12 protein-coding genes are annotated in these 13,999 nt (G+C 27.0%); all 12 read right to left on the reverse strand.

Going from position 1 to position 13,999, the window contains the following annotated elements:
• Positions 1-162 precede the first annotated feature (162 nt).
• Positions 163-3,690, reverse strand: coding sequence for an Ig-like domain-containing protein (locus Q5F54_RS04975; RefSeq protein ID WP_302334050.1), 3,528 nt, complete (start codon positions 3,688-3,690; stop codon positions 163-165).
• A 747-nt stretch (positions 3,691-4,437) separates the two neighbouring features.
• Positions 4,438-5,802: a sensor histidine kinase KdpD gene (locus Q5F54_RS04980; RefSeq protein WP_281538611.1), complete on the reverse strand. Its 1,365-nt coding sequence runs from the start codon at positions 5,800-5,802 to the stop codon at positions 4,438-4,440.
• Positions 5,793-6,458: a response regulator transcription factor gene (locus Q5F54_RS04985; RefSeq protein ID WP_071119187.1), complete on the reverse strand. Its 666-nt coding sequence runs from the start codon at positions 6,456-6,458 to the stop codon at positions 5,793-5,795. The genes Q5F54_RS04980 and Q5F54_RS04985 overlap by 10 nt, the downstream gene beginning before the upstream one ends.
• 14 nt (positions 6,459-6,472) lie before the next feature.
• A complete protein-coding gene (locus Q5F54_RS04990; RefSeq protein ID WP_071119186.1) occupies positions 6,473-7,219 on the reverse strand; it encodes a lantibiotic immunity ABC transporter MutG family permease subunit in 747 nt (248 codons plus the stop codon).
• 2 nt (positions 7,220-7,221) lie between these two features.
• On the reverse strand, positions 7,222-7,944 hold the full coding sequence (locus Q5F54_RS04995) for a lantibiotic immunity ABC transporter MutE/EpiE family permease subunit (protein WP_071119185.1): 723 nt from the start codon (positions 7,942-7,944) through the stop codon (positions 7,222-7,224).
• Complete coding sequence (locus Q5F54_RS05000; protein WP_071119184.1) at positions 7,937-8,641, reverse strand: lantibiotic protection ABC transporter ATP-binding protein; 705 nt, start codon at positions 8,639-8,641, stop codon at positions 7,937-7,939. The genes Q5F54_RS04995 and Q5F54_RS05000 overlap by 8 nt, the downstream gene beginning before the upstream one ends.
• A 192-nt stretch (positions 8,642-8,833) precedes the next feature.
• The gene (locus Q5F54_RS05005; protein ID WP_281538610.1) at positions 8,834-10,618 is read right to left on the reverse strand and encodes a DUF2326 domain-containing protein; all 1,785 of its coding nucleotides are present in this window, start codon (positions 10,616-10,618) and stop codon (positions 8,834-8,836) included.
• Positions 10,615-10,851, reverse strand: a complete 237-nt coding sequence (locus Q5F54_RS05010; protein ID WP_281538609.1) for an ABC-three component system middle component 8 — start codon at positions 10,849-10,851, stop codon at positions 10,615-10,617. The genes Q5F54_RS05005 and Q5F54_RS05010 overlap by 4 nt, the downstream gene beginning before the upstream one ends.
• Positions 10,852-10,877: 26 nt before the next feature.
• Positions 10,878-11,435, reverse strand: coding sequence for an ABC-three component system protein (locus Q5F54_RS05015; RefSeq protein WP_281538608.1), 558 nt, complete (start codon positions 11,433-11,435; stop codon positions 10,878-10,880).
• On the reverse strand, positions 11,419-11,607 hold the full coding sequence (locus tag Q5F54_RS05020) for a hypothetical protein (protein ID WP_281538607.1): 189 nt from the start codon (positions 11,605-11,607) through the stop codon (positions 11,419-11,421). Before Q5F54_RS05020 ends, Q5F54_RS05015 begins: the two co-directional genes overlap by 17 nt.
• 136 nt (positions 11,608-11,743) lie before the next feature.
• On the reverse strand, positions 11,744-13,264 hold the full coding sequence (locus tag Q5F54_RS05025) for a recombinase family protein (protein ID WP_281538606.1): 1,521 nt from the start codon (positions 13,262-13,264) through the stop codon (positions 11,744-11,746).
• Positions 13,265-13,817: 553 nt separating this feature from the next.
• Positions 13,818-13,999 (reverse strand): hypothetical protein (locus Q5F54_RS05030; RefSeq protein ID WP_302334051.1); only part of this gene is annotated, 182 nt, incomplete at its 5' end.

The raw sequence follows: 13,999 nt of genomic DNA on the forward strand, positions 1-13,999 counted from the left end.
TAACAAGAGCCTTGAAGAATCTATTTACGAACTTTTTTAAGTTCGACTACTATATATTATTCATCGATAAATTTTAAATATTAAAAATACTCATATCCATTGGATATGAGTATTTTTAATATTTAAGACAAATCACTGTAATAATACATACAATTAGTCCATTTATTTTTTTATTCTACTTAATGTAACAACTGCCTCAGCTCTTGTTATATTATTCTTCGGTCTAAATGTATTATCAGAATATCCATTCATATATCCTTGCTCTAATACACCTTCTACTGAATTCTTTGCCCAAGTAGACACATTTGTAGCATCTTTGTATTTATTTAATTTATCATAATTATCATCTTCTATTTTTTTGTAGTTAGATATTATTTTTGCTGCTTGTTCTCTTGTTATTGGCTCATTTGGTTTAAATGTATTATCAGGATATCCATTTATCACTCCATAAGTAACAGCTATGTCTATTTCATCTTTTGCCCAATGTGTAGACGTATCCTTAAATGTTTTACCACTTTTTTTATTCAATCCAAAGTACTTATTGAATATTTTTATAAATTCAGCTCTCGTTATAGAGTTATTTGGTCTAAATGTATTATCTTGGTATCCATTTATATATCCATTACTTATAAAATCTGTGATAGTTGACTCTGCCCAATGTTTATTTATATCATTAATTGCTATAGGATTTTTTACTGTCACATTACATGTTGCCACCTTAGTTCCATCTTTTGTTTTTACCGTTATTGTTGCACTTCCTGATGATACACCTGTTACTTTTCCTGTTGTATCTACTGTAGCTACGTTTGTATTGCTACTTGTCCATTCCACATCTTTATTTGTTGCATTGCTTGGACTTATTGTTGCTACTAAACTTTCACTAGCTCCCGTTACTAAATTCAGTGCTGTTTTGTTTAAAGTAACTCCTGTTATTGGTATTACCGAGTTTTTTACTGTAACATTACATGTTGCTATTTTAGCTCCATCTTTTGTTTTTACCGTTATTGTTGCACTTCCTGCTGATACACCTGTTACTTTTCCTGTTGTATCTACCGTAGCTACGTTTGTATTGCTACTTGTCCATTCCACATCTTTATTTGTTGCATTACTTGGACTTATTGTTGCTACTAAACTTTCACTAGCTCCCGTTACTAAATTCAGTGCTGTTTTGTTTAAAGTAACTCCTGTTATTGGTATTACCGAGTTTTTTACTGTAACATTACATGTTGCTATTTTAGCTCCATCTTTTGTTTTTACCGTTATTGTTGCACTTCCTGCTGATACACCTGTTACTTTTCCTGTTGTATCTACCGTAGCTACGTTTGTATTGCTACTTGTCCATTCCACATCTTTATTTGTTGCATTACTTGGACTTATTGTTGCTACTAAACTTTCACTAGCTCCTATTGTTAAATTCAGAGCTGTTTTGTTCAAGGTAATACCTGAAACTCCAACTATTTGTCCTGTATTTGATTTTTCTAATTGTCTCGATTTAATTAATAATTTTTTTGATGCAGTTGGATTAATTGCAACATACGCTTTATTATTACTTATTTTAAAATCAAGTTTACTTAAATTCTCGTCTGATACATTTAATCCTTCTTGTACCCATTTATCACCATTAATTTTTTTAACTATTGAACAACCCTTTACACTGTCAACATAAGCTACATACGGTATTTTACCATTAACATCTATAAGTAAATTTGTTACTTCACTTCCACCAACATCTTCTCCAAGTTTAGTCCATTTGTTATTTTCATAAACATGAACTTGCGAAGAGTTTGTTCCATTTACAAAAGTAGTTGCAAGGTATAATTTTTTATCAGTTACCTCAATAACAGCTCTTGATGCTGATAAATTTATCCCCTCTATATTTTTCCAAGTATTATTTTCATACTTCTGTATGAAAACTTTATTATTCTGTAAAAAATCTGTATATGACACATATACATTTCCGTTACTCTCACTTAAAGAAGGTTCTACTACATACCCTGTATGTATATTGTTTCCAATGCATTCAAACTTATTTGTATTTGAATTTAATTTAAATACTTTTAAATACGCCTTACCTTCATTCATAAATGTTGTCTTACCATTTGTAATTGCAATATATACTCCATTATTAGTTGCAATCATATCTGAATACTGACTTAAATCGCTTGTTAGAGTTTGCACAGTTTCCCATTTATTATTCGTAAATTTTGCAACTATACTTTTATAAGCAGAATCATGATATAAAACATATGGTGTATCATTGTACACTGTAATTGTTGGGTTATTTCCTTTATTATTTATTATACTATCTCCTAAACTAACCCAATTTGAACCATCAAACATCTTAGCTTTTAACTTATTATCCTCATTATATACTGTATAAACTTTATCTCCAACTACATCCATATCAATATCATTGTTTGTTCTATTTGATACTTCTTTATTTCCTACTACATCCCATATATCTAGATTTGATGTATCTGTAAATTTAACATCAAAAGTGATTTCTTCTCCTGCATTTGAAACATTCTCTATAACTATTCCACTATTTTGCCCGTTAGAATAAGTTATTGCTTTGTCACTTATTTTTTTACTAAAATCAGAACTACCATAAGTTGTTCTTCCAGATTCTTTAGATAAGAAAGCTTCTGATAATTTTCCATTACCATCACCTTCTCCTGTCTCACCTGGTCTAAATACATAAATATAATCTTTGTTACCATGATAGTTCGAAGTTTCTTCTGTATTTACTCTATAAATTATTAAGCCACTACCTGGTATTTTTTCATCAAGCTGATCTTTATATGGTGTTCCAGCTTTTCTATACTCAACAACAAAAAACTCTTTTTCTGAAATAGGAGTTTTTAAAATTAAAGCTTGATTATCACCTGAATTACTTGAAGGCTTTAATGTGTATGTTCCATTTTGAGTTATAGTATCTATTGATATCCATCCAGATATGGCACTTCTTAAATAAGATAATGGGTACTGAACAAATGATGAAACACTAGCCATTATGTCCCATCCTCCAACTGGTGCACCAGTTCCTCTTGAACGATATAAATCTGGGTAACCTATTGAGTGCATAAATTCATGTATAAGTACTCCTCTTTCCCTTAATACAGAGTCAATCAAACCATATGAGTTATGTATATTGTAGTTATTTACTTTTTTACCGTTTACTTCTGTTGCACCATTATGATTAGCTTTATGTGCCCAAAGCACATCACCATCTTCACCCTTTTTTGCACCAAAAATAAATATAACATTATCAACATATCCATCATTATTCATATCAATATTGTAACTTGGGTCTACAGGAACATTTTCAAGTACATTTGATATTAATTCAGTTTCGTTACTATTGTTATAGTAACTTCTATTATTCGGTAATCTATATGGTGTTATTTTTCCATTTTGTTCTTGTGGAAAGTAATTATGCACATTCATTTGATTATAAGATATAATTTTTATATAGTTACTTAATGAAGTATCCTTATTTCCATCAAACATATCTTTAACCTTATCAACTTTGCCATCCATAAAATTTGAATTGCTATCTTTAAAATCAACAAAATAAACTACATTTGCAATATGCTCAGTAGGTTTATTCAAAACAGCTGCATTTGCTGTTATACTTACATCTAAGCACATAATTAATGCTAAAAAAAGCGCCATTATTCTTTTTATCACCTTTAATATTCCTCCAATATATTTTTTATTATAAGTACTATAAATAATAAATTTTTAATTTATTTTCTAATATTATATATTAAATAATATAGTTTTTTCAATGATATTGTAGGTTATTTTGTCGAATTTTGTAGTTTGTTTTTAAAAATAGTAACATAATCTATCATTTTAATATATTTTCAATTAAATAATAAAAACTCCTAAAAGTAAATTTACTTATAAGTACCTTTCATTATCTAAAATTTATATCAAAAGGCTATATTAAAAACAACGTAATTCTAATTAAAGTATGCAATTTATAAATTGTTAAAATAAAAAAATTGCTTTATTAATGTCCCTCAAAATGTTCATCAGAAGGAAAATTTAACAGCATTTTATAATACTTAGTTTGACAAACTTAAGGAAGATACTCTAAATGACTAGTAATTCATCATGTACTTTTTAGCTTAATTCTTACTATATTTAATCTTAACTTTCTAATTTATATTTCATATTTTATGTCTTTATAAAATCAATTTATTGCAATAAAAAAACACATTGATAAAATTATCAATGTGTTTTTCGTGGATTTCAATGGTGGAGACGATTCACAAGAATCATACCCACAATTAACTTATACTCAACTTTATAATAAATGCCTAATAAAACTTCACATTCATTTATAGCTTATTTAAAATGCTATACGTCTAGCATTACAATAAATATACTCTAGCTATACTAAGTATATGTATAATCTATCTGAATATATCACACTTTAGTATTAATCATTAACGAAACCTCTGCACCAACTTTGTCTTCTCTATTTTTTAAGATTACAAAACCACCATGCTTTTTAGCTACGGATTCTGCAATATACAATCCCATACCATAATGTTCTCCAACTTTTCTTTCATTTGCTTCCATATAAAATTGACTTGTGGCATTTTTGAGTCCACCCTCAGTAAATCCTCTACCAGAATCCCTTATAGTAAATATAAACATACCTTCCTTCTCACTTACTACAAACTCAATCTCACTTTTTGTAGGTGAATAGTCAACTGCATTTGACATTATGTTTACAATAGCTCTCATTAAGAGTTCTTTATTCCCTATAATTATTTTTGTTTTATAACTCATCTTATTAGAAACTGCTATGCTTTTTAATGAACACAATGCGTAAAGTTCACATTTTAATTCTTCTACAAATTTATCTATGTCAATAGCTTCTTTAGTTTCATTTTTTTCTAAAGGTGATTTTGATATATCAATTAATATAGATATATATTTTTCAACTTTATCTGCATTATTAATAATGTAGTCTGTAAACTCCCTATCCTCTTGACATAGTTGACTCTCCTTTAAAAGTTCTGCATTTCCTTTTATTATAGTTATTGGTGTTTTTATATCATGAGCTAGAGCACATATTTGATTTTTCTTTTCCTTTTCCATATGCCACTGCATCATTAACGATTCTTTTAAGGCTATTTTCATATTTGAAATGGAAATTAATACTTCATTAAATTCTTTCACATCACTATTTTTCACTTCAAAATCTAAGTCTTGATTCATTATTTTCTCAGTTGATAATTTAAGAGGATACAATTCTTTTTTTAATTTTTTACCAAACTGTATTGCTATGATAAGTGCTATAAATATAAATCCTGTTAAAAATACAACTATTAATAGTTTTTCTGGGTATGGTATTAAGTCATGCAGTATCCTTGATGTAAAGTGTGCTTTAATATCATATCCAATTATACAAGTTCCATCTTTAAAGATTATTTTATCGTAAACATATTTACTGCTGAATTTTTCCCCATTTAAATATTTATTTATATTCTTTGTTTCATCTTCATTAGTGTTTGCTTTAACCACTTTATTTTTATTATCAAAAAAAATGTAATTACTTGAATAAGGTATTTTACTTGAATCAAACTTCAAACCTTGCTTTGCTTCTAGTTTTAATTTTTCTACTTGATTTTCCATATAGTTAGCAGGCTTTATTATATCCTTATTAACAGAAATATTAATAAAAGCTACTAATGAAAAAATCCATATTATGCTTAAAATACAAAAACTAATCAAGTATCCTAAAAATATCATGTACAGACTTTTTCCTCTTTTTATATCCATTTGTATCCTATCCCCCAAACTGTTGTGATGGGGCTTTCTATATACTTAGTAAGCTTGGCACGTATATTTTTTATATGTTCTCTAATGCAGCTACTGTCACTATCTTTATCAAATCCATAAACTTCTATAAAAATTTGTTCTAATGTGAAAACTTGTCCCTTGTGTCTTGCTAAATACTCACAAATTTTATATTCACCTTTTGTAAGTAGTATTTTTTCATCATTAAAATATATTTCTTTTGATTTCAAGTTAAATTTTAATTCATTTGTTGATAAAACTTGTTGTTTTTCTCTATGTTCTCTTCTGAGATGAGCCTCTACTCTTGCCCTTAATTCCAAAATACTAAAAGGCTTTTTTATATAATCATCTGCACCTATAGAAAATCCTTCTAGTATATCTTCCTCCATCGTTTTGGCAGTTATGAAAATTATTGGACAATCAACTTCATCTCGAATATATCTACATAAAGTAAATCCATCTACGGTTGGCATCATTACATCTAATAGTATTAAATCAAATTTATTAAGTTCTTCTTTACTAATATCTATTGCATTATTTCTTACAGTAACTGCGTATCCCTGCTTTTTCAATGCACTTTTTATCAAATTACAAATCTCAATCTCATCATCAACTACTAAAATATTTATACTATTCATAAATACTCCTTGCTCTAATAATTTTCTCTGTTCCCTTCCCAATGATTACTAAATATTAATTGTGAAATAAAAGTTATAGCTATAAATATTATCATTATAAATATACCTTGTATTATCTCACTATTTTGAATTAATATATTTTCCTTATACAATATAAAGTAAGAAGATAATCTCATTGAATATGCCCAAGGTATCACTTGCCATATTCCATCTCCTAAACCAGTTAACATCAGTGCTGAAATAAGGCTTCCAATTATTCCAATTCCAATTGATGCACCTTTGCCAAAATAAAATACTACTAAATATTGTATCATATATAAAAGTATGTTACTTGAGAATACTATCAAAGTTTCTTTATAATAAAAACTTATCTCTATAGAGTCATTTCCCATAATATAAAACATAATTCCAAAACCTAATATTGCTATAAGTGTTGATACTAACCCTAAAATAATTATTGATATTAACTTGCTAAAATGGGGAAGGTATTTTTTATTCGGAGTAGTTAAAAAGTATTGAAATCCTCCACATTCTTCTTGTTCATATACCATATTCAATATAATAGATATTATTAAAGGAAATGACATTGAAATAATTTGAATATATGAAATAACTTTATCCAATTCATTCCATGGAGAAACTGAATAGTACGATAAAAAAGGTATCATAGCTAACACTGGAATAATAAAATGCACTTTAATTATTTTTGAATGATAAAATTTATAGAAATCTATCTTTATATAATTTATAAAACTTGGCATAGTTAAACCTCCTGTTTTTCAAACCATTTTGCAGTTAAATATGACGTGACAATATAAAGTGTAATAGTTACTAATACACCTATTAATATAACTTTTATATCAAATGGATAAGCTCCAGCCTCAACAGATAAACCATTTGGCATAACTCTTATTATATAGCACATAAGTTTTGATGGTATCGCAAATGGAATCCACCATATTGGTGTTAACGCTAATAGTATGCCACCAAGAAAATTGCATAAAATACTAATAATTATAGTAAATCCAGTACTAAATTTCATGGTTAAGTACATCAGTACCGGTATTTGCCACGAGAACGTTATAAATAATATTGTAGATGCTAATAAACTATTTTGAACTTGAATAGCAGTTTCAAATATAAATCCCATAATTGTTATTACTACGAAAAACACTAAACAACTTAACCCTAAATACATAGTACTGATAATAATTTTAGAATACCAAATTTTTTGTTTATCCACTATAACACTAAATAATCCATTGAATTTTCTTTTCCTATCATTAGATATAATAAATGAACATATCATAGTAAAACTTCCTGGTAATATCAATGTATACCACCAGTTATACGCACTTTTTTGTATATAGTATCCTCCCATTAATACAAAAGCTATTGCTATACTTACTAATGGAGCTAAATATATTAATTTTTTTTGAAAAGTATGCTTTTGTTTTAAGTGCTCTGATTGTAGTATTTTATTCATATTTAGTACCTGCCTTTTTAACAACTTCTAAAAATAACTTTTCTAAATCTATATCCTCTTGAACCTTTTCTTGATACCAAAGTTGACCATTTGCAATTATTCCTATATAATCTGCAATTTGCTCTACTTCAGATAAAATGTGGCTAGATATGATTACTGTTATTCCTTTTTTGGGAAATGATTTAATTAATTCTCTTAAATCTCCTATGCCTATTGGGTCTAATCCATTGGTAGGCTCATCTAAGATTAATAGTTTTGGATTATTTAATAAAGCTATTGCAATTCCTAGTCTTTGTTTCATTCCCATTGAAAATTTGCCTGCTTTTTTGTTTCCTGTATTTGTAAGGTTAACAATTTCTAGAACGTCTTCAATTCTTGAATCTGGTAAGTTGTATAATAGTGTACGTACTTTTAGATTTTCTCTTGCGGTTAGGTTTTCATATATTGGCGATTGCTCTATAAGTGAACCTATTTCTAATAAGTCATTTCTTGACCATGGTTTTTCTTTGTATATTATTTCTCCTGATGTAGGATTTATCATTCCTGTAAGCATTTTAAGTAATGTTGATTTTCCAGCTCCATTTGGGCCTAGTAATCCATATATTGAATTCTTTGGTACTAGTAAAGATATATCTTTATTTACTTCTTGTTTTTTATAGCTTTTATTTAAATTTTTTGTCTGTATCATATATTTCATAAAAAAACATCCCTTCTACTTTTTGATTTAATAAAAGTATAAAGAATGTTTATAAGGATTTTATAAGGATTAGTATTTTTTATACTATAAATAAAAAAACACATTGACTATTATATCAATGTGTTTTTCGTGGATTTCAATGGTGGAGACGAATCGCAGGAATAATACCCACGATTAGTTATCTGCTCTAATTTAAAACTTAAAACCAAAAAGACTTGAAGTTTCATCTTTATCACTTAGTTCTACCGCAACATTACATCTTTGTGATAACTCATATTTTTTTCCTTCTAATACAGGTAAGTCACTCTCTATGAGTGTTAATATGTATTGTATATTATATTTATCACATAGATTTTGAATTAAATCTAGATAATTTTTTTGTTTTCTAGGATCTAATGTTTCTAAGCATCCATCATGATATATAAATTTAATAAATGATTTATCTGAATAATTAGTTATTATCGCTAAATCAAAACAAGCACAAAGAATCTTTTTATATGAATAACCATCACCTTCTGCTGTAAGCTCATTTTCAGCATTATATATTTCAGATTTAAACTCTACATTTCCATTCCTATTTTCTCCTATAGATAGTAACCCTGGTTTATCAATTATCATTTCTACATATTTTGAAAATGACTTTCTTATTTCTAAATATAATTGATTTTGTTCATCTATTTGATTCCTTATCTTCTTCTTTAATTCTTCAATATTAGATTTAATATTATTTAATTGACTTATCTCATCTTCTATAATTACATATTCTGAGATTTTATTTTTATATCTTTCTAAATCCTTTTCTATATTAATTAATGCTATTTCAAAGTTTTTATACTTTTTAAATGTATCAGTTTCAGTAAGAATCTCTAACATTTCTTCTCTTTTTGTATTTAAATCTCTTAGTCTCTCTTGAGTATTATCTAGTTCTTCTTTTTTATTTTCCAAGCTTTCTAATACATACTTGTTTCTATCTGTTGTTATAGCTTTATTGAATTCTATTAATTCTTCATATGATTTAGTAAGTTGCTCTGAAAAATATATATTAACTTCCTTAAATATTTTTAACGTAGATTTTAAATCAAATGTAACCTCATTTTCTATAGATTCTTCCAAGTCTTTTATTTCCATTTCTAATCTATATCTTCTAGAATTTAATTTTGAAATTTCATCTTCTATTTCATAAACTAATTCTTTATCTATCTTTTTTTCATTTATATAAAAATCAAACTTTGATAATGATTCTTCTATTTTTAATTTTTCCATTTCCTTAATTTGAATCAAACCTTTGATTTTATCAATTTCATTTATATTAATTTGTAAACTATTTTTTAATTTTTCTACGTAGCTAGATTTATTTTCATACTCTTTATCTAACTCATATTTTTTCTCTACATTAAGGCTTTCAAATCCTAAAATATTAAATAATAATGGCTTCCAGTCTGCATCTCCCCCAGCAAATTTACTTAAATGAAATTCATCCCCATAATCTTTTTGTGTTCTTAAGAAATAATTTAAATAATTTCTAAAAGAATACTTTTTTAATACATTAAAATCTAAAATTTTATCTAATATATTTTTTGGGTTTTTATCAGGATCTTTTGAGCTTAGTGGTAAATCTGTATAATCCCATTCTGTTTCATTTACTAAGCAATTATTTTCTATATCAGTTATCTTAAAGCTTATTTTTGTATTAGTTTTAACAGCTCTTTTTATAGTTAAATATTTTCCATTGTCCAATTCTATTTCTAAGAAAAATACATGATTTATAAATTGATTCCTTTTTAAATAACTATTAGACTTAATTTGTTTTAATAACATAAAATCTATCAATTCAATTAAGCTTGATTTTCCTAAATTATGACTATCTTTGTCTAATATAGCTTCATCATATATTCTACCTAAAATCACATTAAATCCTCTTCCAAATTTGACTTCTTTAAATCTAGAATCATTTGAATATAACTTAACTAATTTCATCTTATCAACTCCAAACTATCTGTACTAGGGGAATATTTTAAAACTCCAAGTAAAAACAAGAAGTCTATAGCTGGAAGTAGCTTATATTCAAATCCTTCATCATAGATATTTTTTAAAATTTCATATAAATCATTATATTTTATACTATTTCTTTGTAATAATATCTTTGTTATCTCTCCAGATATATTTATTATACAGCTATCTAAATCTAGGAATTTATTTGGCTTTATCATCTTATTCCCCTCCTTTACTTAAAATGTTATTTAATACCTATATCACAGTTGTAGTACATAAAGTGTAAGAAAAGTAATACTTTTTTACGTATTTTAATAAAAGATTTATCATCCCTTTGTGCATCTACAACATATTGGTATAATTTAGTTATTATTTTTTCAAATGAATCTACAGAGTTAATATGAGTCAAAACTATATTCTGTAAATCTGTAACAGTATTCTCGTACATTTCAACGTATTCTTCATTTCTTGGATCTTTAAGAAATGCTCTGATTTTACCAAATTGAGGTAAACTCTTTTCATTAATTTCATTGAAATACGTTTGAGATAATTTATTCTTTCTATTTTTATCTTCTATATCAATTGACTTTAAATCTGTATACATAGGTGGTGATATATCATCCTTACATTTATTGAAAAATATAATTACGTCCTTTATCTCATCTTCATAGAATGTTATATTTTCAATATCACTTATACTAAAATTAAAACTATAATTATTTACATTATTATCTCTACCAGCTTGATTTATTTGTCCACTTGAAGAAGTTGCATTTTGATTTATATTACTTCTTCCTAACATTATTATCTCTCCCAGATTGATTTATATCCCCAGTAAAGCTTATTCCATTTTGGTTTATATTATTCTTATTGTTAGAATCTTTGTTAGTTTTTCTAAATTTAAATATAAATGATGTTGCTGCAAGTATTGATAACACAGCAATAATTATTTTAGCAATATCTTGTCCGTTCATAAAAGCATTCCTTTCTATTATGCATCATTTGCAAAAATAATTATACCATATCATTTGCATTTTATTTTATTTATTTATGTTTTAATATAGAAAATCCTCTATATTTTTCAATTTAATTCATCCTTATACATTTAGTTTATCTATTACTTAATACATCCCTTAATTCAATAGCTTTTAAATCATAAATTATATTATCATCATCAAAAGAAAAGACCACATTGAATACAACTTCAATGTGGTCTTTATATACAATTACTTCCTTTATATAATCTCCTATAAACTTCTTACATTCTGGCAAATTCCTAGTTAAAACAAAATCTTTAAACTTCCCAAACATACTTCTAATTTGATCTTCTGTTATATCTACAGATACTACATCATCACTTTCTACAGATAATTCATTTATTTTTAATTCTAAATTTAGCTTTACTTTCTCTAATTCATCCAACTTATTTTTAAGTACATTATTTACTATGCCACTCATTATAGCATTAAGTATATTTTCAATTTCCTTATTTACTTTCTCTAGTTTATTTCTAAGGTTAGTTAACATTTCATGATTATCATTAGATTTAGTTTTTAGTCTTTCATTTAGTGCCTTACTCAATACTGGTATAGCTTCATCATTTAATACATGCTTTTCTAACTCTGTAAGTACAAATTCTTCTAAATAATCTCTCTTTATCTCTTTATTCTTACAATCTCTCTTTTGTTTCCTACATCCACATCTATATGAAATGTAGTCATTTCCATATTTATCTTTCCTTCTATTTCCTTGCATTGCATGTCCACATTCACCACATCTTATTAAACCTGTAAGTAGATATAGTGTTGTAGCCTTATGAGATCCTGGTGCTTTCTTTCTCTTTTGCATCATCTCTTGTGCTTGTAAAAATACTTCTCTATCTATTATTTGTGGCATTCCACCTTCTACTTTTATGATTTCATCATCACTTTTTTGCTTATGACCATTCCTTTTTCCATTAACCCCTTTTCTTTGTGTTTTATTAAATACATATACACCTGTGTATTTTTCATTGCTTAATATACCATGCAAACTGTTCTTTCCAAACTTATTACCTCTCTTTGTTTTATATCCTAAATCATTTAGTTTATCAATAATATTACTATACGAATATCCATTAACATACATATCAAATATGATTTTAACAGCTTGAGCTTCTTCTTCATTTACTAAATATGTTTTATCAAACGCAACATCATAACCTAAAGGTGCATCTCCCCCATTATGTAGGGCTTTTAGGGCATTCTCTTTTTGACCCTTAGCCACTTCCCTTGCTAAATTTGCAGAATAATACTGCGCCATACCTTCAATAACTGACTCTAATATCAAACTTTCAGGTGAATTGTCCAAATTTTCTAACACACTTACTACTCTTATTCCTTTTACTTTTAACTTTTGCTTATACATTGCTGAGTCATATTTATCTCTAGAAAATCTATCTAGCTTATGAACTATTACCATTGATATGCCTGTGTTATCTGCTTCACAGTATTTAATCATCTCTTGAAATGCAGGACGTTTGTCAGAAGTGGCTGATTTAGCACGATCAATAAACTTGTTAACTATTTTTATATCATTCTTATCTGCATACTCTTCTATTGCTCTTATTTGTGCATCTATTGATTCATCCATTATATTTATCTATAAACGCTACTTCATAGATGTCATCGAATTATTGACGACCTCATACTTTCATATGAGTGTAGACTATTTCTTCACCTTCATCATTACATGTTAAGGGCGACCCATTTCCATTACCAATCACTTGTAATGTACTCTCTTACGAGATAGTCGTTTGACCTTTTCCTATTCGGAACTTGGCGACCAAACATCCATTGTTATAGTACTTAGGCTCTAACCATATACCATCCTTACTGTTATTTCTGAGTTTCCTCACTTTCATATAAACATATTTCATCTTATATTGTAGTCGTAAGGCTTTAGGAGTTACTGGTTTTAAGGTCGTGTCCTATTAATATTTCTACTAATACGGGGCTAACTTACCCTTTGGTTATCACTTGAAAATCTTGCGTATACTACTGCTTTTATCATTGTTCAATATCTCCTCTAGTTTTATTTATATTAAGTCGCTAAAAATTTCTTCTAATATGTTTTAGCTCTTTCTATTATGAGATGGCAGAACTACTACCATCTCATTAAATTATTAATTTAAATTTTTAGTTCTCTATAAACATTCACCTTGCCAACTAAATAACTCTTTTGTAAATTTTATATCACTTAAAGTTTTACAATCTCCATGAATTTCAATACATTCATTAATGTCATCCCAAAATTCATAAAAACTAAATTCTACTCCATCTATATTTATTGTTTCTAAGTACTCTACAAAATCTATTAGTAGTTTTA

This window comes from uncultured Romboutsia sp. (assembly GCF_958366745.1).
In the GTDB taxonomy this organism is placed as follows: Bacteria; Bacillota; Clostridia; order Peptostreptococcales; family Peptostreptococcaceae; genus Romboutsia; species Romboutsia timonensis.

What these genes read in the sequence shown, in the direction of transcription:
- Q5F54_RS04995 (WP_071119185.1), bottom strand. Translation starts at nt 7,944, where the DNA reads ATGAATAAAATACTACAATCAGAGCACTTAAAACAAAAGCATACTTTT.
- Q5F54_RS05000 (WP_071119184.1), bottom strand. Translation starts at nt 8,641, where the DNA reads ATGAAATATATGATACAGACAAAAAATTTAAATAAAAGCTATAAAAAA.
- Q5F54_RS05020 (WP_281538607.1), bottom strand. Translation starts at nt 11,607, where the DNA reads ATGAACGGACAAGATATTGCTAAAATAATTATTGCTGTGTTATCAATA.
- Q5F54_RS04985 (WP_071119187.1), bottom strand. Translation starts at nt 6,458, where the DNA reads ATGAATAGTATAAATATTTTAGTAGTTGATGATGAGATTGAGATTTGT.
- Q5F54_RS05015 (WP_281538608.1), bottom strand. Translation starts at nt 11,435, where the DNA reads ATGTTAGGAAGAAGTAATATAAATCAAAATGCAACTTCTTCAAGTGGA.
- Q5F54_RS04990 (WP_071119186.1), bottom strand. Translation starts at nt 7,219, where the DNA reads ATGCCAAGTTTTATAAATTATATAAAGATAGATTTCTATAAATTTTAT.
- Q5F54_RS04980 (WP_281538611.1), bottom strand. Translation starts at nt 5,802, where the DNA reads ATGGATATAAAAAGAGGAAAAAGTCTGTACATGATATTTTTAGGATAC.
- Q5F54_RS05005 (WP_281538610.1), bottom strand. Translation starts at nt 10,618, where the DNA reads ATGAAATTAGTTAAGTTATATTCAAATGATTCTAGATTTAAAGAAGTC.
- Q5F54_RS05010 (WP_281538609.1), bottom strand. Translation starts at nt 10,851, where the DNA reads ATGATAAAGCCAAATAAATTCCTAGATTTAGATAGCTGTATAATAAAT.
- Q5F54_RS05025 (WP_281538606.1), bottom strand. Translation starts at nt 13,264, where the DNA reads ATGGATGAATCAATAGATGCACAAATAAGAGCAATAGAAGAGTATGCA.